The organism is Paraburkholderia sp. BCC1876, from assembly GCF_902833695.1.
Lineage (GTDB): Bacteria > Pseudomonadota > Gammaproteobacteria > Burkholderiales > Burkholderiaceae > Paraburkholderia.
Window position 1 is genome coordinate 280,501 of the sequence record NZ_CADFGI010000010.1, and the last position, 17,612, is coordinate 298,112.

The 17,612-nt window shown below is 63.7% G+C and carries 17 protein-coding genes and 1 pseudogene; 10 read left to right on the top strand and 8 right to left on the bottom strand.

What is annotated here, in order from left to right:
* Positions 1 to 10: 10 nt before the first annotated feature.
* The 3 genes from HWY05_RS30295 to HWY05_RS30305 all read right to left on the bottom strand — a co-directional run bounded on the left by HWY05_RS30295 (position 11) and on the right by HWY05_RS30305 (position 3,240).
* Positions 11 to 1,150 carry a porin gene (locus HWY05_RS30295; protein ID WP_176060622.1) on the bottom strand — a complete coding sequence of 380 codons (1,140 nt, stop codon included), beginning with the start codon at positions 1,148 to 1,150 and terminating at the stop codon, positions 11 to 13.
* A 72-nt stretch (positions 1,151 to 1,222) separates the two neighbouring features.
* The gene (mhpT, locus tag HWY05_RS30300; protein ID WP_176060623.1) at positions 1,223 to 2,482 is read right to left on the bottom strand and encodes a 3-(3-hydroxy-phenyl)propionate transporter MhpT; all 1,260 of its coding nucleotides are present in this window, start codon (positions 2,480 to 2,482) and stop codon (positions 1,223 to 1,225) included.
* A gap of 287 nt (positions 2,483 to 2,769) precedes the next feature.
* The gene (locus HWY05_RS30305) at positions 2,770 to 3,240 is read right to left on the bottom strand and encodes a MarR family transcriptional regulator (protein WP_035559753.1); all 471 of its coding nucleotides are present in this window, start codon (positions 3,238 to 3,240) and stop codon (positions 2,770 to 2,772) included.
* Positions 3,241 to 3,406: 166 nt separating this feature from the next.
* On the opposite strand from HWY05_RS30305, the gene HWY05_RS30310 reads away from it, so the two are divergent.
* From HWY05_RS30310 to HWY05_RS30340, 7 genes are all read left to right on the top strand, one after another.
* Positions 3,407 to 4,234 carry a p-hydroxycinnamoyl CoA hydratase/lyase gene (locus HWY05_RS30310; protein WP_035559751.1) on the top strand — a complete coding sequence of 276 codons (828 nt, stop codon included), beginning with the start codon at positions 3,407 to 3,409 and terminating at the stop codon, positions 4,232 to 4,234.
* A 74-nt stretch (positions 4,235 to 4,308) separates the two neighbouring features.
* Positions 4,309 to 5,748 (top strand): aldehyde dehydrogenase, encoded by a 1,440-nt coding sequence (locus HWY05_RS30315; RefSeq protein WP_176060624.1) that lies wholly within the window; start codon positions 4,309 to 4,311, stop codon positions 5,746 to 5,748.
* Positions 5,749 to 5,867: 119 nt separating this feature from the next.
* Positions 5,868 to 7,727, top strand: a complete 1,860-nt coding sequence (locus HWY05_RS30320; protein ID WP_176060647.1) for a feruloyl-CoA synthase — start codon at positions 5,868 to 5,870, stop codon at positions 7,725 to 7,727.
* Positions 7,728 to 7,759: 32 nt separating this feature from the next.
* The gene (locus tag HWY05_RS30325; protein ID WP_176060625.1) at positions 7,760 to 8,644 is read left to right on the top strand and encodes an amidohydrolase family protein; all 885 of its coding nucleotides are present in this window, start codon (positions 7,760 to 7,762) and stop codon (positions 8,642 to 8,644) included.
* Positions 8,645 to 8,792: 148 nt separating this feature from the next.
* Positions 8,793 to 9,839, top strand: a complete 1,047-nt coding sequence (locus HWY05_RS30330; protein WP_176060626.1) for a phytoene/squalene synthase family protein — start codon at positions 8,793 to 8,795, stop codon at positions 9,837 to 9,839.
* A 117-nt stretch (positions 9,840 to 9,956) separates the two neighbouring features.
* Positions 9,957 to 11,129, top strand: a complete 1,173-nt coding sequence (locus HWY05_RS30335) for an acyltransferase (protein WP_176060627.1) — start codon at positions 9,957 to 9,959, stop codon at positions 11,127 to 11,129.
* Between the two features lie 94 nt (positions 11,130 to 11,223).
* A complete protein-coding gene (locus HWY05_RS30340; RefSeq protein WP_111931208.1) occupies positions 11,224 to 11,472 on the top strand; it encodes a hypothetical protein in 249 nt (82 codons plus the stop codon).
* A gap of 261 nt (positions 11,473 to 11,733) precedes the next feature.
* On the opposite strand, the gene HWY05_RS30345 is transcribed toward HWY05_RS30340, so the two are convergent.
* Both HWY05_RS30345 and HWY05_RS30350 read right to left on the bottom strand, forming a co-directional pair.
* Positions 11,734 to 12,054: a DUF4148 domain-containing protein gene (locus HWY05_RS30345; RefSeq protein ID WP_176060628.1), complete on the bottom strand. Its 321-nt coding sequence runs from the start codon at positions 12,052 to 12,054 to the stop codon at positions 11,734 to 11,736.
* A gap of 220 nt (positions 12,055 to 12,274) precedes the next feature.
* Positions 12,275 to 12,547, bottom strand: a complete 273-nt coding sequence (locus HWY05_RS30350; RefSeq protein ID WP_176060629.1) for a hypothetical protein — start codon at positions 12,545 to 12,547, stop codon at positions 12,275 to 12,277.
* Between the two features lie 30 nt (positions 12,548 to 12,577).
* Between HWY05_RS30350 and HWY05_RS30355 the strand changes: the two genes are divergently transcribed.
* On the top strand, positions 12,578 to 12,730 hold the full coding sequence (locus HWY05_RS30355) for a hypothetical protein (RefSeq protein ID WP_176060630.1): 153 nt from the start codon (positions 12,578 to 12,580) through the stop codon (positions 12,728 to 12,730).
* 256 nt (positions 12,731 to 12,986) lie between these two features.
* Here HWY05_RS30355 and HWY05_RS30360 read toward each other — a convergent pair whose 3' ends face one another.
* Positions 12,987 to 13,265 (bottom strand): transposase, encoded by a 279-nt coding sequence (locus HWY05_RS30360; RefSeq protein WP_176060631.1) that lies wholly within the window; start codon positions 13,263 to 13,265, stop codon positions 12,987 to 12,989.
* A gap of 395 nt (positions 13,266 to 13,660) precedes the next feature.
* On the opposite strand from HWY05_RS30360, the gene HWY05_RS30365 reads away from it, so the two are divergent.
* Positions 13,661 to 14,590, top strand: a complete 930-nt coding sequence (locus HWY05_RS30365; protein WP_176060632.1) for an EAL domain-containing protein — start codon at positions 13,661 to 13,663, stop codon at positions 14,588 to 14,590.
* Positions 14,591 to 14,657: 67 nt separating this feature from the next.
* On the opposite strand, the gene HWY05_RS30370 is transcribed toward HWY05_RS30365, so the two are convergent.
* A complete protein-coding gene (locus HWY05_RS30370; protein WP_176060633.1) occupies positions 14,658 to 15,926 on the bottom strand; it encodes an isoprenylcysteine carboxylmethyltransferase family protein in 1,269 nt (422 codons plus the stop codon).
* A 283-nt stretch (positions 15,927 to 16,209) separates the two neighbouring features.
* Positions 16,210 to 17,349, bottom strand: a complete 1,140-nt coding sequence (locus HWY05_RS30375; RefSeq protein WP_347880824.1) for a collagen-like triple helix repeat-containing protein — start codon at positions 17,347 to 17,349, stop codon at positions 16,210 to 16,212.
* On the opposite strand from HWY05_RS30375, the pseudogene HWY05_RS38755 reads away from it, so the two are divergent.
* Positions 17,240 to 17,612 (top strand): annotated as a pseudogene (locus HWY05_RS38755) (hypothetical protein); the annotation flags it as partial. The gene HWY05_RS30375 and the pseudogene HWY05_RS38755 overlap by 110 nt on opposite strands.

Consider the following 17,612-nt stretch of genomic DNA (forward strand, 5'->3'; position numbering starts at 1 on the left):
GCGGGCGCTCCTAGAACGAGTGACGAAGGCCGACCATCACGCCGGTCTGGCCGGTGCCGGGCGCGGGTGTCGTGCCGCCGCCACCGCCGCTGACCGAGTAGGCCGCTTTCGCGCTGTTGGCCAGATACGAGCCCTGCGCGTAGACCGCGGTGCGTTTCGACAGCAGATAGGTGGTGCGCAGCGTGCCCATCGTGGCGCGCGTGTCGTGGTCGCGATTGACGATGTGATAGACCTCGCCGTCGACGATGAAAGCGGGGGTGACGGTGTACGCCGCGCCGACGAAGAACAGATTCGAGCGCACGTCGGCGATCGTCACCGCCGAGGGCTCGACGCGCCGGTTGAGCCAGCCCGCCCCGAGCTTGAACTTGCCGAGGTTCGCGTAGGCGCTCACGTGGGTGCGGACGTCCTTGTCGGCGGCGCTGGTGAGGGGCGTCGGCGCCAGGCCGTCGAAGAAGTTCGCCGCCGCGGTGCTGCCGCCGCGCTGTTCTTCATAGGACGCCGCGACGCCGAACAGCGGCATGTCGTACTTCAGCATGACGGACCACTCGCGGCATTGCGTGGCGTTCCCGGCCACCGACCCCGTGCAGGTGCCCTGGCCCGGCGAATTGCCGGTGCCCGCGGCGTCGCGCCCGAACGAGTAGTTGGCGCCGAGCGTCACGCCCGCATAGCTGCCGAGATAGGTCACCGAGTTGTCGGCGCGGGCGTTCGGCACGTAGGCGTCGAGTGAACCGAGTCCGTAGATGTCCGGGCCGATCAGGTCCGCGCCCATCAGCGCGAGGTAGGTCATCGTGTACTGGCGGCCGAACGAGACCGTGCCATACGGGCTCTTGATGCCCACGAACGCCTGGCGCCCGAACAGTCGCCCCCCTTGGCCCTGCTCGCCGTTGCGCACGTTGAAACCGCTCTCGAGCGTGAAGATCGCGCTATAGCCGCCGCCGAGATCTTCGTTGCCGCGCAGTCCCCAGCGCGAAGGCAGTTCGCCGGTCACGGACGGCATGCGGAATAGGCCCTTGCCCGCGGCATTCGCGTGCGAGACGTACTCGATGCCGGTGTCGATGATGCCGTACAGCGTCACGCTCGATTGGGCCGCTGCGGCGCCGCTGCCGACGCACAGGGCGCCGCAAAGTAGAAGGCGTGCGGATGCTTGCATGAAGGGTGTCTCCAAACCGTTGATTGAATTTATGGGTGTGTGGTTGTTGATTCTTCTGGCGGGACGTGCCGGTTAGTGGTCGGCACGCGGACGGCGCAGTAACAGCAGGGCGGCGGCGGCCGCGATCAGCGTGACCGGAATGCTCGCGCCGATGACGGTCGACGAACTGCGGCCCATGGCCAGTAATTGACCCGCGGCGAGCGGCCCGACCACCGAGCCGATGCGCCCCACGGCTACGGCCGCGCCTACCCCCGTACCGCGCATGGCCGTCGGATAGAACGCCGCGGACAGCGCATACAGCACGGATTGACCGCCGATCACGAACATCCCGGCGAAGAACGCGGAGGCGGCGAGCGCGCCGAAGCCGGGTGCCATGGAAAGCGCGGCGAGCGAGGCGATGATCCCGACATACATGCCGGCCACCACGACGCCCGAGCGCAGGCGGTCCATCAACATGCCGATGCACAGCGCGCCGATCCCGCCGCCGACGTTGAAGAAAATCTGTACGTAGCCGACCTGCGCGCGCGTCAAACCGCTGGCCGCCATCAACGAGGGCAACCAGTTGAGGAGGAAGTAGAGGACGATCAACGTGCAGAAGTAGCTGACCCAGATCTGTACCGTCGAGAGCCCGCGCGTGCCGCCGAACAGGATCTCGCCGACCGGCGCGGGTTTCGCGCGGCCGTCGTGCGAAGCCTGTGTGAACGCCTTCGAATCCGCGAGAAACACCAGCAGCAGCGGCACCAGGATCAACGGCCCCGCGCCGCCGACGTAAAAGATGTGACGCCACTCGGTATCGCCCGCGCTCAGCACGCCGATTACCGAAGCGATCACGCCGCCGAACGGAATGCCGCAATACATCACGCTGACGGCGGTGCTGCGCGAGCGTGGCTCGACCGCTTCCGACGACAACGCGATCAGGTTCGGCAGCGCACCGCCCAGACCGATGCCGGTGAGCACGCGCACGATCACCAGCGTAGAGAAGTCGCTGACCAGCGCGGTCATGATCGAGAGCACGCCGAACAGGCAGGCGGAAATCACCAGCACACGCTTGCGGCCGATGCGATCGGCCAGCCGTCCGCCGAACATGGCGCCGGGCAACAAGCCGAAGGTGCCGGCGCTGAATGCGAGTCCCATTTGCGCGACCGAGAGGCCGAATTCGTGCGCCATGCGCGGCGCCGCCACGCCGACCGATTGCAGGTCGAGTCCTTCCAGCAGCGCGATGGCGAAGCACAGGCCGAGCGTGACGAACGCGCCTGATTCGCGTGTCGCCGTCGCCGTCGTGGCCGTGGCTGCAGCGTCCTCGTTCGAGGTGAGTGTTCCGGTTCGCTTCACGTAGTGATCCTTATTAAAGTGTTTGGTTTGCCGGTTTCGCAGGAGGAGGGCAGGTTCCGTGCTGTCGTGCTGCCACACTGTCGCGCCGCAGGCCGGTCTGGCGCGAGTCCTGGCAGGCGTGCCGGCACCGCATCGGTTCGATGCCCGCGAGACTATCTATGTGACTGGATGCGATGAGGCGCGTCTCCACACGCTGCATCGTGGAGTGGATTTAATATCAGGTAGGCTGATAACACAAGCGCAAATCGTTCGGTGAAAACACCTAGCAATTTGACGGCGTGAAGAATTTAACCGCGCAGATTTCGCACGAAGGTTTCGAGGTGAGTTTGCAGCGCGCTGGCCGTGTCGAGTTCGATGCCTTCCATCATCTGCTTCTCGATGATCTTCACCGCCTGCTCGCATTCGCGCAGCACGGCGCGTCCTTCGTCGGTCAGTTGCAGCAGCACGATACGCCCGTGGGTCGGGTCCGGTTCGCGACTGATCCAGTTGCGGCCGGCCATCGCGTTCATCACTTCATTGGCCGATTGCGGTGTGATGAAGGAGCGCTCGGCGACCTGTGCATTGGACGCCTGCCCCTTGGCTTCCAGCACGGAAAGCGCCGTGAACTGGGCGAGCGTCAGACCGAGCGGCGCGAGCGCTTCGGTCATGCGACGCCGAAGAATGCGGTCGAGACTGCCGATCACATAGGTGAGGCGCAGGCTGGTGCGGCGGGTGCGCGGCGCGGCGGCCTCGACAGGCGAATTGTGGTTTTTGCTCATGAGGGCAGGAGATCCGGTCTATCCCGCATCTTAGCGTGCCTCGTGACGGATTCCGCCGCTAGGGGTTTGCACCAAGCCGCCGACATTCCACTTTACATATCAGGCAGCCTGATATTAAATGCGTTCATCAGGCCGCCGTCGCGGTCAACGTTCACGGAGAAAGCAGATGAATTACGAAGGCCGTTGGAATACCGTCAAAGTCGATGTCGTCGAAGGCATTGCATGGGTCACGTTCAATCGTCCCGAGAAGCGCAACGCGATGAGCCCGACGTTGAACAAGGAAATGATCGAGGTGCTCGAAGCCGTGGAGCTCGACGCCGAAGCGCAGGTACTGGTGCTGACCGGCGAAGGCGATGCATGGACCGCCGGCATGGATCTGAAGGAGTATTTCCGCGAAGTCGACGCCGGCCCGGAAATCCTGCAGGAAAAGATTCGCCGCGATGCCTGTCGTTGGCAATGGCAGCTGCTGCGCATGTATGCGAAGCCGACCATCGCGATGGTCAACGGCTGGTGTTTCGGCGGGGGCTTTTCGCCGCTGGTTGCGTGCGATCTCGCGATCGCCGCCGACGAAGCGGTGTTCGGTCTGTCCGAGATCAACTGGGGCATTCCGCCGGGCAATCTGGTGAGCAAGGCAATGGCCGATACGGTCGGACATCGTCAGGCGCTCTACTACATCATGACCGGCGAGACCTTCACGGGTCAGGAAGCCGCGCAGATGGGCCTCGTGAATAAGAGCGTGCCGCGCGCCGAACTGCTCGAAACCACGCGCACGCTGGCCGGCAAGCTGCTGCAGAAGAATCCGGTGGTGTTGCGGGCCGCCAAAAATGGCTTCAAGCGTTGCCGCGAACTGACGTGGGATCAGAACGAAGACTACCTGTACGCCAAGCTCGATCAGGCGCAATTGCGCGATCCAGAAGGCGGGCGCGAACAGGGTCTGAAACAGTTCCTCGACGACAAGGCGATCAAACCGGGTCTGCAGACATACAAGCGCTGATCGACCGCGCGCCTAACGGCGGATTGGGTCGCGGGCGACTAGCTGCAAAAGAGACAGGCGAGGAGACGACACACATGCAGGAAGTAACTTTATTGATTGGCGGCGAGAGCCGTGGCGCAGCGGACGGCAAGACCTTCGAGCGGATCAATCCGGCGAACGGCCGTGCGGCGTCGCGCGCGGCCGCCGCCACGGTGGCCGACGCCGACGCGGCCGTTGAAGCCGCCGCGCGCGCGTTTCCGGCATGGTCGGCATTGGCGCCGACCGAGCGCCGCAAACGCCTGCTCGCAGCAGCCGATTTGATGGACGCCCGCACTGCGCAGTTCATCGAAACCGGCGTGGCCGAGACCGGCGCCATGCCGAACTGGTACGGCTTCAACGTGATGCTGGCCGCCAACATGCTGCGCGAAGCCGCCGCGATGACCACGCAGATCGACGGCGATGTGATTCCGTCGGACGTGCCCGGCAGCCTCGCGATGGCGGTGCGCCAACTGCTCGGCATGGCGCCGTGGAACGCGCCCGTCATTCTCGGCACGCGCGCCATTGCCATGCCGCTCGCGTGCGGCAACACGGTCGTGCTCAAGGCGTCGGAAGGCTGTCCGGGCGTGCATCGGCTGATTGGCAGCGTGCTGCAGGACGCGGGTCTCGGCGACGGCGTGGTGAACGTCATCACGCATGACGCCTGCAGCGCCCCGTCGATCGTCGAACGCCTGATTGCGCACCCGGCGGTGCGGCGGGTCAATTTCACCGGCTCGACGCGCGTGGGACGCATCGTCGCGCAACACGCGGCGCAGCATCTGAAGCCGGCCTTGCTTGAACTGGGCGGCAAGGCGCCCGTGCTGGTGCTCGATGACGCCGATCTGGACGCGGCAGTCGCCGCCATCGCGTTCGGCGCCTTTTTCAACCAGGGGCAGATTTGCATGTCGACGGAGCGCGTGATCGTCGACCGGAAGATTGCCGATGCGCTGGTCGAGAAACTCGCGGCCAAAGCGCGCAGCCTGAAAGCGGGCGATCCCGCGGCGGCGGATTCCGTGCTCGGCGTGCTCGAAAGCGCGGCAGCGGCGCAACGTATCGCCGCACTGGTCGACGACGCGCGGCAGCACGGCGCGACACTGCCGGTGGGTTGCTCGGTTGACGGCGCGATGCTGCAACCGGTGATCGTCGACGGCATCACGCCGGCCATGAAGCTGTATGCCGAGGAATCGTTCGGCCCGGTGGTCACGGTGCAGCGCGTGGACGGCGACGAGGAAGCGCTGCGGGTGGCCAACGACAGCGACTATGGCTTGTCGGCCGCGGTCTTCAGCCGCGATGTGGCGCGCGCCTGGAACGTCGCCAAACGTGTCGAGTCCGGCATCTGCCACATCAACGGGCCGACCGTGCATGACGAAGCGCAGATGCCGTTCGGCGGTGTGAAGAAAAGCGGTTATGGCCGCTTCGGCAGCAAGGCGTCGATTGCCGAATTCACGGACCTGCGCTGGATCACGATTCAAACCGGGCCGCGCCACTATCCGATCTGATCGCGCTCGCTTCGCGCTCAAGCATTTGCATTGGGCGCGAACGCGGGTCGACCGCAGACAGCAACAGGAGACAGGCTTTGCATAACGAGCCGACACAAACGAACACGCCCGCTGCGTCGATGCGCTACCGGGTGACGACGATCGGCGCCCCATCGTTGCGCACGCAACGGCAGGGCGAGAGCTGGTATCTACGCGCGGACGAAGCGCTCGGCGCCCATCCGCAGCGGATGACCGAGCGGCTCGTGAGCGGCGCCGACGCGCATCCGGAACGCTGGCTGGCGGCGCGCCGCGGCAGCGACGGTCAATGGGTCGGCCTGAGCTACGCGAGCGCATTGCACAGCGCTCGCGCGATCGGTCAGGCACTGCTCGCTCGCGATCTTTCGGCGGAACGGCCTATCGCGATTCTGTCGGGTAACGATCTCGAGCATTTGCAAATCGCGCTCGGCGCGATGTGGGCCGGGATTCCGTATGCGGCGATCTCGCCGGCTTATGCGCTCGCTTCCGGCGACTTCGGCAAGCTGCGTCATACGATCGAACTGTTGACGCCGGGCCTGATATTCGCGAGCCACTACGACACGTTTGCCCGCGCCATCGAAGCGGTCGTGCCGGCCGGCGTGGAAGTCGTGTCCGCCACGCCGCCGCGCGAGCCGGCCGCCACGCGCGGCGTGACCTTGTTGAGCGATTTGCTGGACGCCACGCCGACCACCGTCGACGCCGTTCACGCGGCGGTGAGCCTGGATTCGATCGCCAAATTTCTCTTCACGTCGGGTTCGACCAAACTGCCGAAGGCGGTGCCGACCACGCACCGCATGCTGTGCAGCAATCAGCAGATGCTGCTCGAAACCTTTCCGGAGTTCGCGACCGAGCCGCCGGTGCTGGTGGATTGGCTGCCCTGGAATCACACGTTCGGCGGCAGCCATAACGTGGGCATCGCGCTCTACAACGGCGGCACGCTCTATATCGACGACGGCAAACCGGTCAACGGCAAATTCGAGGAAACGCTGCGCAATCTGCGCGACATCGCGCCGACCATCTACTTCAATGTGCCGAAGGGATGGGAGGAACTGGCGATCGCGCTGGAGCAGGACAGCCAGTTGCGCGAGACGTTTTTCTCGCGCGTGAAGGTGTATTTCTTCTCCGGCGCGGGGTTGTCGCAAGCGGCGTGGGACCGGCTCGAACGCGTTACCGACCAGTACTGCGGCGAACGCATTCGCATCATGGCCGGGCTCGGTATGACGGAGACGTCGCCGTCGTGCCTGTTCACCACGGGGCCGATCATGCGGGCCGGCTATGTCGGCCTGCCGGCGCCCGGCTGCGAGGTCAAACTCGCGCCGGTCGGCGACAAACTCGAAGCGCGCTATCGCGGCCCGCACGTGATGACCGGTTATTGGCGCCCCAACGCGGCCGAGCTGGACAACGCGTTCGACGAAGAGGGGTACTTCCGCAGCGGCGACGCGTTGCGCTTTGTCGACCCGGCGCGGCCCGAGCTCGGGTTGCTGTTCGACGGCCGTATCGCGGAGGATTTCAAGCTGAGTTCGGGCACTTTCGTCAGCGTCGGACCGATGCGGGCCCGCGTGATTTCCGCCGGCGCACCCTATGTGCAGGACGTGGTGGTTGCCGGTATGAATCGCGACGACGTGGGCCTGCTGGTGTTTCCGCGCCTCGACGATTGCCGGCGGCTGGCGCATTTGCCGGCGGACGCGAGCGCGCGCGACGTGGTCGCCGCACCCGCCGTGCGCGCCCACTTTGCCGCGCTGCTCGACACGCTCAATCGTGGGGCGACCGGCGGCGCGACCACCATCGCGCGATTGCGGCTCATGGATGTGGCGCCTTCGCTCGATCTCGGTGAGATCACCGACAAAGGCTCGATCAATCAACGCGCGGTGCTGACGCAGCGGGCCGGGTTGGTCGACGCGATGTACGAGACGGCGCAGCGCGATCCGGCCGTGATCGTCGCGAGCGCCTGCCGCGCGGCATGATGCAGGCGCCGCGCCTCAATGGGACACCCGGGATGAAACTCGACCAGATCGTCGCGATCGACATGCATGTCCACGCGGAAGTCTCCTGCTGCCAGCCGCCGGACCTGTTCGGCAAGGAGTTCGACGAGGCCGCCGACAAGTACTTCGGCACCGTGCTGAAACTCGGCCGGCGGCCGACGATTCCCGAGACTATCGACCACTATCGCGAGCGCAACGTCGGCTTCGTGATGTTCACCGTGGATTGCGAAGCGAACCTGGGCCGCCGACGCATTCCGAATGAGGAGATTGCCGAATTCGCGCAGAATAACCGCGACATCATGATCGCGTTCGCGAGTATCGATCCGCACAAGGGCAAGATGGGCGTGCGCGAGGCGCGCAAGCTGGTGGAAGAGTACGGCGTGCGCGGCTTCAAGTTTCATCCCACCATGCAGGCGTTTTTCGCCAACGACCGGCTCGCGTATCCGCTCTATGAGCTGATCGCCGAATACCGGCTCACGGCGGTGTTCCATAGCGGCCATTCCGGCATGGGCTCGGGTATGCGGGGCGGCGGTGGATTGCGCTTGAAGTATTCCGAGCCGATCCATCTCGACGACGTCGCGGCGGATTTCCCCGATATGAACATCGTGATCGCGCACCCGTCGTGGCCCTGGCAGGAGCAGGCGTTGTCGATCGCGCTGCACAAGCCCAATGTTTATATCGATCTGTCCGGCTGGTCGCCGAAGTACTTTTCTCCCGAGTTGATTCACCACGCCAACACGTTGCTGAAACGAAAGATGCTGTTCGGCTCGGACTTCCCGCTGATCCGGCCGGATCGCTGGCTGGAAGATTTCAGTGGGGCCGGTTTCAGGGAAGAGGTCCGGCCGTTGATCCTCAAACAGAACGCGGTCGAGTTGTTGGGGCTGACCGCACACGCCTGAGCAGGACGGGCAGACCGGTCAAGGCAGGGTTGGACTCGCCGCTGCACGGCGAAGGCGCTTCGCCGTATACAATTCGGCAGCGCCGGATTCTTGCCGGTTGTTTACCGGCTTTTGCCCGCTTGTTGCCAATCCTGACCTGATCCCATCCATGTCGAATCCGACCCGGGCCTTTCTTCTCGGTCCGCTGCTGAAAGGCGTTTCCCGCTCCTTCTATCTCACGCTGCGCGTGCTGCCCACCGGGATGCGCGATCCGATCGGCCTCGCGTACCTGCTGGCGCGCGCGGCCGATACGATCGCGGACACGTCGCTGATCTCGCCCGAACAGCGCCTCGCGCTGCTGCTGTCGCTGCGTGCCCAGGTGAACGGCACCACCGACGACGGCACGCTGTTCCATCGAATGGCCGCCGAAGTCGCGGGTCAGCAGACCCAGTCGGATGAAAAAGTCCTGCTCGAATCGCTCGGCCCCGCGCTCGACGTGTTGTCGCAACTGAGCGAGTCCGATCGTCAGGCCGTGCGCGGAATCGTCGCGACGCTCACCGAGGGCATGGAATTCGATCTGCGCAACTTTCCCGACGAACGCTCCGGCCAGCTCGCGGCGCTGCGCGACTACGACGACCTCGATCGCTACACGTATCTGGTGGCGGGCTGCGTCGGCGAATTCTGGACCACGATGACCTATGCGCACATGCCGGGCACGCTGAAAGAGGCGCCCGACACGATGGCGCGCCGCGGCGTGCGTTTCGGCAAGGCGCTGCAGTTGACCAACGTGCTGCGCGATTGCGGCAAGGATCTGCGGATCGGCCGCTGCTATCTGCCGCAGACGCTGCTGGATCGGCACGGCCTGAGCCCGCAAGACCTGCTGCTGCCGGCCAATTCTGCGCGCGCGAAGCCGCTGCTGGTCGAGCTGCTGCGCAAGTCGCTCGAACATTTCCGCGAAGCGCTCGATTACACGTTGGCGATTCCCGCGTTTTCCGTGCGCTTGCGGCTCGCGTGTTTGTGGCCGATTCTGATCGGGCTGGAGACGTTGTTGCTGCTGGTGGATAACGACGCGTGGCTCGATCCGCAGAAAGTGTCCAAAGTACGGCGCAACCGGGTGTATCAGATCATCGCTTCGTCGCTGCTGCTGGTGCCGTCGAACGGCCTGGTGCGCAACGCGATCGAAACGCGCATCGCGCAGATCGAAGCGCGCCTGTAAAGCGTGTCTGTAAAGCGGGGTGAGCCCGCGCTTCACGTTCAGTGTGCGCGAACGTACTGAATCAAAAGCCCATGAGCCTTAGTTTGGCGGACAACCTTTCGTCCGCTTCCGGCTCATATGGCGCCTTCCGGCAAACCCCATTGCGACACCTTCGACCTGATCCGCGCCTTGGCGGCGGGCACCGTGTGCGTGAGTCATCTGCGCAATCTGATGTTTGCCGATTACCACGCGAATGCCGGAATCGGGCTGGCGGCCAAGGCTTTCTACTTCGTCAGTAACTACGGCCACACCGCGGTGATCGTGTTCTTTCTGCTGAGCGGCTACTTTGTCGGCGGTTCGGTGTTGCGGCAGACGGCGGCGGGGACGTGGAGCTGGCCGCGCTATCTGACCGAGCGGCTGTCGCGGCTCTGGGTCGTGCTGATTCCGGCGTTACTGTTGACGCTGTTCTGGGATCGCATGGGGATTGCGCTGGCCGGCGGGCCGTTTTATCTCGGCACCGAGGGCACCTTCGATCAGCAGATCAACGTCGCGTCGCATCTCGGGCAGGCGACGTTCGTGTGCAACCTCGTATTTCTGCAAACCCTCGCGTGCGGCACTTACGGATCCAACGGACCGTTATGGAGCCTCGCCAACGAGTTCTGGTACTACCTGTGGTTTCCCGCCTGCTTTGTCCTGTTGCGGCAACGCCGGGGCATTCGCGCATTCGGCGCCGCCGCGTTCGCCGTGAGCACGATGGTCGCGTTCCCGTCGCTACTGAGCGGTTTCGGTTTGTGGCTGCTCGGCGTGTTGCTGGTGGTGCTGGAACAGCGCTTTCCGGCGCATAGCGCGCGAACCGGGTGGCCGTGGTTCACGCTCGCTAGTGGCGCGGTGCTGCTCGCTGCGCTGGTGTGCTCGCGTCTGTTCCTGCTCGCCAACGACTGGATCGTCGGCGTACCGTGTTTCGTGTTCCTGCTTTGCATACTTTGGGAAAACGTGCGATTGCGGCCCGCGCTGTTATCGCGCATCGCGATTCGTTTTTCCGGGTTCTCGTATTCGCTGTATCTGACGCACTTCTCGTTCATTCTGTTCGTCGCCGCGGTGGGTGTCGGGCGGCGCATTCCATTCGACGGACACGGCGCGCTCGTGTTCGCGGGCATGCTGGTGCTCTGCTATGCGTACGCGTATGCGGTTTATCTGCTATTCGAACAGAATACGCGACGCGTGCAACGCGGTCTCCAGCAACTGCGTTTTCTAGGGATAAGACCTGATTCACCCGCGCCGCATAGTCCGTCACGCGGCGGCATCGGTTGATTTAATCTGGGTCATTGAAACCCCATCAATCGGGAAACCCCTAGGACCGTATGCCCATGGTTCGCGTTAGTCTCTTCCAAAGAGGAGACGAACCATGCGACAAGCGTTCTATATTGCCGTGGTGTTGTTGCTGGGCTATCTGATGGCGGATAGGGCGTTGATGCGCGCGCAAGCCGGAGAGATCGGCACCATTACGTGCCATCAAGGGGCGGCGATGGTCAAATCCAACGCGCTGAAAAAAGGCTTCGGCGACGTCGGCGCCAGCAGCCAGGGTGAAAATTTCCTGTCGAGCTGTCTCGTCACCGGCCGTGGTCAGGTGGGCGATCTGATCGCGCGCGAATGACCGGCGTGTGACATAAAGAAAGGCGCGGGGAAAAAAGCGCCCGGACCGCACGGGTCCAGGCGAAGTCATCGGGAGCCCGATGACGGAGGTACCGGATACAGAACTGGCCCGCGATCGGGGAAACTCGGTCGCGGGCCAGTTCGTTTGAATCGTTGCGCGCCGACACGGCGCGCTGGGCGTTGGCGCTGACTGGCCGGTCGCAGCTTGCTGGCTGCGCGTCTTATGCCAGATCAAGACCTCGCCATCTGCATCGACCGTGGCTTAGTGGCCGAAGTAAGTCGACTTCGGACCATTATCTAGCGCCACCGGATGGCCGCCTTGCGACGAGCCGCTTACCACACCACCGTAGCCCGATTGCGCAGCCTGCGCGGTGCCGTTCTGTTCGGCGACGCGAGCCTGAGCGGCTTGAATGTCAGCCGGGTAATACGGGTCGGCGCGACCCGGTTGATAACCCGCCTGTTCCAGCTGGATCAATTCCGAGCGCACCTGGGCGCGAGTCACGGGCTGGTTGGACTGGGCAAACGAAGCAACGGGAGCGGCCAGTGCAGCGGCGATAACAACAGCTTGAATGAGCGATTTCATGATGAACTACCTCCAGTTCGGGTCTTTGTCGCGCTACGAACGTTGTTGTTCGTAGTCAGTGATTGCATTGTAGTTTTGCGATCTGGGCAGAGTAATCACCAAAACAGGTAATGTTTGTTGTGAAATCTGAGACAAATTCCCGGCGCGCCCGAGAATGACGATGCATGCGACTAGCGGTTATCTGTTCGCGTGCATCGTCCGGGTTGCTCGACGTCCTTCGTCAATTGCCACCTTTGAATAGCTCCTGCAGACGGGCTGCTTCAGCGCCTTTCTGCGATTGCACGAGTTGCTGATAGACGTCGGCTCGCGTCAGCGCCTGCGCACGCGCGGGGCCGCCTGACATCGAGGTAGTGGTGGGTTGTCCGCCGACCGAGTCGGCGACGGCGGGTTGAGCTTGTGCGGTGTTTTCCGTGCCGGCATCCTGAGCCTGGGCCTGCGCTTGCCACGCCAATGCACCAAGCAATCCGCTTGCGATGATCAGAGCCTTCTTCATGTCCATCTCCTTCAACTATAGGGACATCGCATGCGCGACGCCGTATTGCGGAAGTCCCGCCAGATCGGCGCGCGATACCTGCGGGCGTGGCCGGCGGAACAGAAGGTGGAGACGATCACCGGCTGCCTGGTCGAATTCTGCACAGCGCACCAGAGAGGTGCGGTATCGAAAGACTTCGTGTAGCAACGGGGAGGTGCACGCTGAGACGTTTATTGTTCGGCGACACTCAGAGAGTCAGGCTTGTCTTCACCATGACAAGGAGACGGATGGCTTGCGATGAATTTCAAGCATTAATCAGCCATGCTGAATGCGGATGCGGCGCTGTTCGGTTGGGGTCAACAGCGGGTCCGCGGGCAGTGCGGAGTGAACCAACACAAGCGCTGAATTCAAGGCATCGACACGAATCAGATACGGTATCCGAATCAATCGCCTGACCGATTCACGACATGGAAAGCTCCGGATCGCAAACGGGAAGGCGTTCGTAAACCTGTTCCAGCACACCGGATCTTCGCCACGTCATATAGCGGAGATAGCAGGTCTGTTGCGGAGGAAACGTGGCGGGAAGCCGGTGCCATTTTTCCTTGTGCTGATGGAGCCAGAGTATCGCGTTGAGAATTTCCCGATCGCTACGGCGAGGCCGCCCGCGCGCAGAGGGAAGTTCGGGAAACAGACTCTGGACGCGAGCCCAATCGGCGTCGGAGAGAGGGATGTGTAGCATCGGCTGCCTGAATGACTATGTGGAGGAGTCGCGGTCGTCGCATGCTGCGCTGAAGCCGATACTAGTTAATCTTTTGGGCTCGGTCAAACGGTCTTGCGCTGATATATCGCGATGAAAACGTTTCTGCTTTAATTCCTTTCCGTCATGTTGTACGGCGTGCTGCTTCACGGGCTCCCAGCGATTTACCATTGTCGTCTCGCGCAAACATTGTGGCGGTCTGGTTCGCGTAACGTTAAGCGTGATGCTACGTAACAGGCGAGCCAAAACGCGCATTTCCGAAACTTGAAAGGCGCGTGGGGAGGTTTCATTTCGCGGGCGCGAAGCTTTACGCAACGAGGATCTCCGGTTGCCGCTCGTGTTTCATACTGCTGTTGCGATAGCGCTTGGCATAACCCATGCATACGTTAGCGAGGTTCAATCAATTCGTCTCCGCCATGCACACGCTCGACTACCTACAACCCTTCTCGCATGCAACGACGTTGATCGCGCGTGTTGCGTGTGTCGCACAGAATGACGCGGACGACTCGCGTGATCCGTCGTCAGGTCTGAGTGAACTCGAAAATCGGGTTCGCGATGGACTGCGCGCGGGCGAGTTTCATCTCGTGTATCAAGGGGCTTATCGTGCGCCGGGTGTCGCGACAGCCGCGAGCGGCACGCCGGCGCGTCTCGAAGCGCAGGTGCGCTGGACGCATCCCGATTACGGGTTGTTGCTTCCCGGCATCTTCATGATGCCGCTCGAACACCCGCAGCTCGCGCTGGAAATGGCGCGCTTCGTGGTGGACGGCGTATGCCGTGAATTGCGTGACTGTCTCGCCGCGCGCTTGCCGCTGCGGCCGGTTGCGATCACGGTGCCTGAACAAGTGGCGATACTCGGTTCGTTCGCGGAAGATCTCGTGCGTGTCGCCGCGTTATATGACGTGCCCGCGCATCTGCTCGATATCGAAGTGGCCGATAGCGCCGAGGCCGCAAAACTCCTGTCGTTGCGCACGCTGACCGCCGGTCTGCGCGACGCGGGCGCCGGTATTTCGCTGGGCAAGTGGGGTAACGGCGCTTCGTCGCTGGCGCTGCTCGGCGGGCTCGATGTCGACACCATCACCATTGCACGCGATTTGATGGCCACGGTGCCGCGCGATTCGCGTGCGAATGTGGTGATGACGGCACTGATGGATCTGCTGAATGCACTCGATGTGCAGGTGGTGGTGAACGGCGTCGATACCGAAGCGCAGTTGGAGTGGTTGAAGCGCTGGCCGCAAGCGCTGCTGCAAGGGTCGCTGTTCTCGCGACCGCAAGCGGGTTTGGCCAGTGTGCTGACGCGACGATTGTGATGCGGCGTGCCGGTCGAGCGTCGATAGTGGGTCTCGCTTTCGACCGGCGTTCGCTTATATCTAGGACCTAGTTGAACACACGCGAGAGTCTCGCGAATAACCCATTCTTTGCGATCCATTCGGCGTAGGCCCGGTAGTCGGGATCGTTCATCAGGTGTCGCTCTTCGGTCTTCGCGCGCAGGAAATACAGCATGTTCACCGCTGCGAGCGCGAAGCAATGCGTGAGCGCGACACGCCAGCCCAACGGTTCGATGAACGGCACCGCGACCATCCAGTACGACAGGTTCTTCGCGATGTAGGCGGGATGTTTCGTGAACCGGTAAGGCCCCGACGTGACGATGCCGCGATTGGTCAGGTTCGAGAACCGCAAGCCGAACGAGATCGTGGCGAGCGCGTAGCACGTCAGCAGCGCGATGATGACGGTACCCCAGATCACGCGCAGTACCGGCACTGAAATGAGCCAGTTGTCCCAGAACATCGAGCCTTCGTAATGGATGTACTGGTTCGAGATCAACGACCAGAACGGCTGATAGCAGATCAACGCGACGAGCCAGCCGAGGGCGGTCGGCTCCGCGCTGCGCACGTGACTGTCGAGTATGCGCAGCGTGCAGAGGTAGCCTACTGTGCCGAACATCAGATCCATCGCGAACGACAGGTCGTACATGAAGCGGAACGTCGCGAGCGAGAAGGGCGCGTTCAGCGCGATGGTCAGCGACGCGTTGAGGTGATCCGCGTTGGTGGACAGGTAGACGATCATCAGCGGCAGGAAGAACGCCTTCACCATCCAGCCCGCCAGCATTTCGCGCACCGGGCGCCAATTCGCCGGACGCTCGCCGCGAAACAGCAGACGCGCCCACTGCAGATACGCGTCGTCGGTTTCGCGCTGATGGCGGTCCATCCACCCGAAGTAGAACGGCGCGACCACGACAACATAAGGCGCGAGCGTGCGGATCAGCGACCAGAACGGGTTGTAGAACGCGCCGTGATACTCGGGCAGCAGCCAGTAGAGCATGCCGATGCCTGCGTAGACCGAGGTAAGCGCGGCCAGGCGCGCCGTCACTCGCGCGAGACTCAGCGGACGCACCGCGCGGCTCGTCAGGCCAGCGCTTGGGCGCAGGTAGACGCGTGCGACGAACAGTTCGTAGGTGGCGATGGTGGCGATGATCGCGAGGCAGGCGACCGTGCTGCGGGTCGCGCCGTCGAGCGCGGTGCTGTCGCGCAGGAGCCAGAGCGTGAGCAGGCCGGCGGCGATGCCGAGCAGACCGATGGAGAACGGCGTCGCGGTTCGCGGTCGGGTGTCGTGGACGTGCGCTACGGTATCGAAGGTTGAGTTCATGTCATCCTCGTAGTCATGACATCGGAGGTGGCCGGGTTGTTGGTTTTTTGAGGCCAGGGCACCGCGGTGAATTGCTGGTTTTGGAGCTTGTTAAGGGTGGTGCTTTGAAGTGCTGTTTCGAAGTGCTGCGTCGAGGTGTTGCCTCGAAGTACTGAGAAGTACTGCCTCGAAGCACTACCTCAACTACCGGCTCGAATCGCTGCGTCAGGTACTCCATCGAAGCACGCCGCCGAATCGCGACGCCCGAAGTACTCCTTCGCGGCGCCGCGCTTCACGCGGTCATCTACTTGCCTGCCGTGACACCACCGAGTAATCCGCCGACCAGGTTAGTCACCGGTGCAAGCGGGTTCTTGTTTGACGAACCGCTGCCGCCCGAACCGCTGGCGGAACCGCCTGTGAGGCCTCCGATCAGCCCCGTCACCGGATTGGCCGCGGCACCGCCTTGCGACGCGCTGACGCTGCCCGTTACGCTGACCGTCAACGAGCCGACCAGGCTGACGACCGGGGTGAGCGGACCACCCGCGCCGGTAGTGCCGCCGAGCGAGCCGACCTTGCCGAGCAGACCCGTGATCGGTGTCAGCAGACCCCCTACGCCGCCCGCGCCACCTGAACCGCCGACACCGCCGAGCGACCCCAGGTTGCCGATCAATCCCGTCAACGGCGGAATCGAGATCGACCCGCCGCCCGTTCCGCCGAGTCCACCGAGTCCACCGAGTCCACCGAGTCCGCCGAGCGGCCCGAGCAGGCCGGTGATCGGTGCGAGCGGATTGGTGGTCGCGCCGGTGAACAGGCCGCCCGTGCTCGTGACGGTTTTGCCCAACTGGCTCACCACGCCGCCGATGTCCTTGCCGACCTGATCGCCGGTGGCGCCCGACACTTTGATGCCGGCCGCGTCGAGTCCGTTGCCTAGCGTGCCGAGCAGGTTGTTGAGCGGTGAGCCGAGGCCGGTGGCGTTGCCGAGCGTCTGCGTCGTGTTCGAGACGGTCAGCGTGATCGGGTTGATCGCCGAGCTGAGTTGCGTCTCGAGTTGCTGAACGGGCGCGCTGGAGAGCGCGGTGTTCAATCCCGAGCCAACGGATGTGACGCCTTTGCCCACATCGCCGACGACGCCGCCGAGCGCGGACGTCACGGGAGCGAGCGGTGACAGCGGACCGCTGCCCAGGCTCGACACCACGCCGCCGACGGCGGTCACCGCGGCGCCGGTGTTGGAGACCACGCCGGAGGTGGAGGTGAGCGTCGGGCCGAGCGGATTGGCGGCGCTGCCCACGGTGCCGAGACCTGCGGCCGTGCCGTTGCCGAGCACCTTCACGCCGTTGCCGAGATCGGTGAGGGCATTACCGAGGTTGGTTGTCGTTCCGCTGTCGACGCCGGGGATCGATGTACCGGTGACCTTGCTGCCGGTATCGGCGACGGTCGTGCCCACGGCGGTGATCAGGTTGCCGCCTTGGGTGATGATGTTGCCGAGCGGAGTGGAGGAGGTGCCCGAGGTGCCCGAGGTGCCCGAGGTGCCCGAGGTGCCCGAGGTGCCCGAGGTGCCCGAGGTGCCCGAGGTGCCCGAGGTGCCCGAGGTGCCCGAGGTGCCCGAGGTGCCCGAGGTGCCGGAAGTGCCCGAAGTGCCCGAAGTGCCCGAAGTGCCCGAAGTGCCCGAAGTGCCCGAAGTGCCGGAAGTACCCGAGGTGCCCGAAG

What these genes read in the sequence shown, in the direction of transcription:
- HWY05_RS30330 (WP_176060626.1), top strand. Translation starts at nt 8,793, where the DNA reads ATGTCGAATCCGACCCGGGCCTTTCTTCTCGGTCCGCTGCTGAAAGGC.
- HWY05_RS30335 (WP_176060627.1), top strand. Translation starts at nt 9,957, where the DNA reads ATGGCGCCTTCCGGCAAACCCCATTGCGACACCTTCGACCTGATCCGC.
- HWY05_RS30355 (WP_176060630.1), top strand. Translation starts at nt 12,578, where the DNA reads ATGCGCGACGCCGTATTGCGGAAGTCCCGCCAGATCGGCGCGCGATAC.
- HWY05_RS30340 (WP_111931208.1), top strand. Translation starts at nt 11,224, where the DNA reads ATGCGACAAGCGTTCTATATTGCCGTGGTGTTGTTGCTGGGCTATCTG.
- HWY05_RS30360 (WP_176060631.1), bottom strand. Translation starts at nt 13,265, where the DNA reads ATGCTACACATCCCTCTCTCCGACGCCGATTGGGCTCGCGTCCAGAGT.
- HWY05_RS30315 (WP_176060624.1), top strand. Translation starts at nt 4,309, where the DNA reads ATGCAGGAAGTAACTTTATTGATTGGCGGCGAGAGCCGTGGCGCAGCG.
- HWY05_RS30345 (WP_176060628.1), bottom strand. Translation starts at nt 12,054, where the DNA reads ATGAAATCGCTCATTCAAGCTGTTGTTATCGCCGCTGCACTGGCCGCT.
- HWY05_RS30350 (WP_176060629.1), bottom strand. Translation starts at nt 12,547, where the DNA reads ATGAAGAAGGCTCTGATCATCGCAAGCGGATTGCTTGGTGCATTGGCG.
- HWY05_RS30365 (WP_176060632.1), top strand. Translation starts at nt 13,661, where the DNA reads ATGCATACGTTAGCGAGGTTCAATCAATTCGTCTCCGCCATGCACACG.
- HWY05_RS30295 (WP_176060622.1), bottom strand. Translation starts at nt 1,150, where the DNA reads ATGCAAGCATCCGCACGCCTTCTACTTTGCGGCGCCCTGTGCGTCGGC.
- HWY05_RS30325 (WP_176060625.1), top strand. Translation starts at nt 7,760, where the DNA reads ATGAAACTCGACCAGATCGTCGCGATCGACATGCATGTCCACGCGGAA.
- HWY05_RS30305 (WP_035559753.1), bottom strand. Translation starts at nt 3,240, where the DNA reads ATGAGCAAAAACCACAATTCGCCTGTCGAGGCCGCCGCGCCGCGCACC.
- HWY05_RS30310 (WP_035559751.1), top strand. Translation starts at nt 3,407, where the DNA reads ATGAATTACGAAGGCCGTTGGAATACCGTCAAAGTCGATGTCGTCGAA.
- HWY05_RS30370 (WP_176060633.1), bottom strand. Translation starts at nt 15,926, where the DNA reads ATGAACTCAACCTTCGATACCGTAGCGCACGTCCACGACACCCGACCG.
- HWY05_RS30320 (WP_176060647.1), top strand. Translation starts at nt 5,868, where the DNA reads ATGCGCTACCGGGTGACGACGATCGGCGCCCCATCGTTGCGCACGCAA.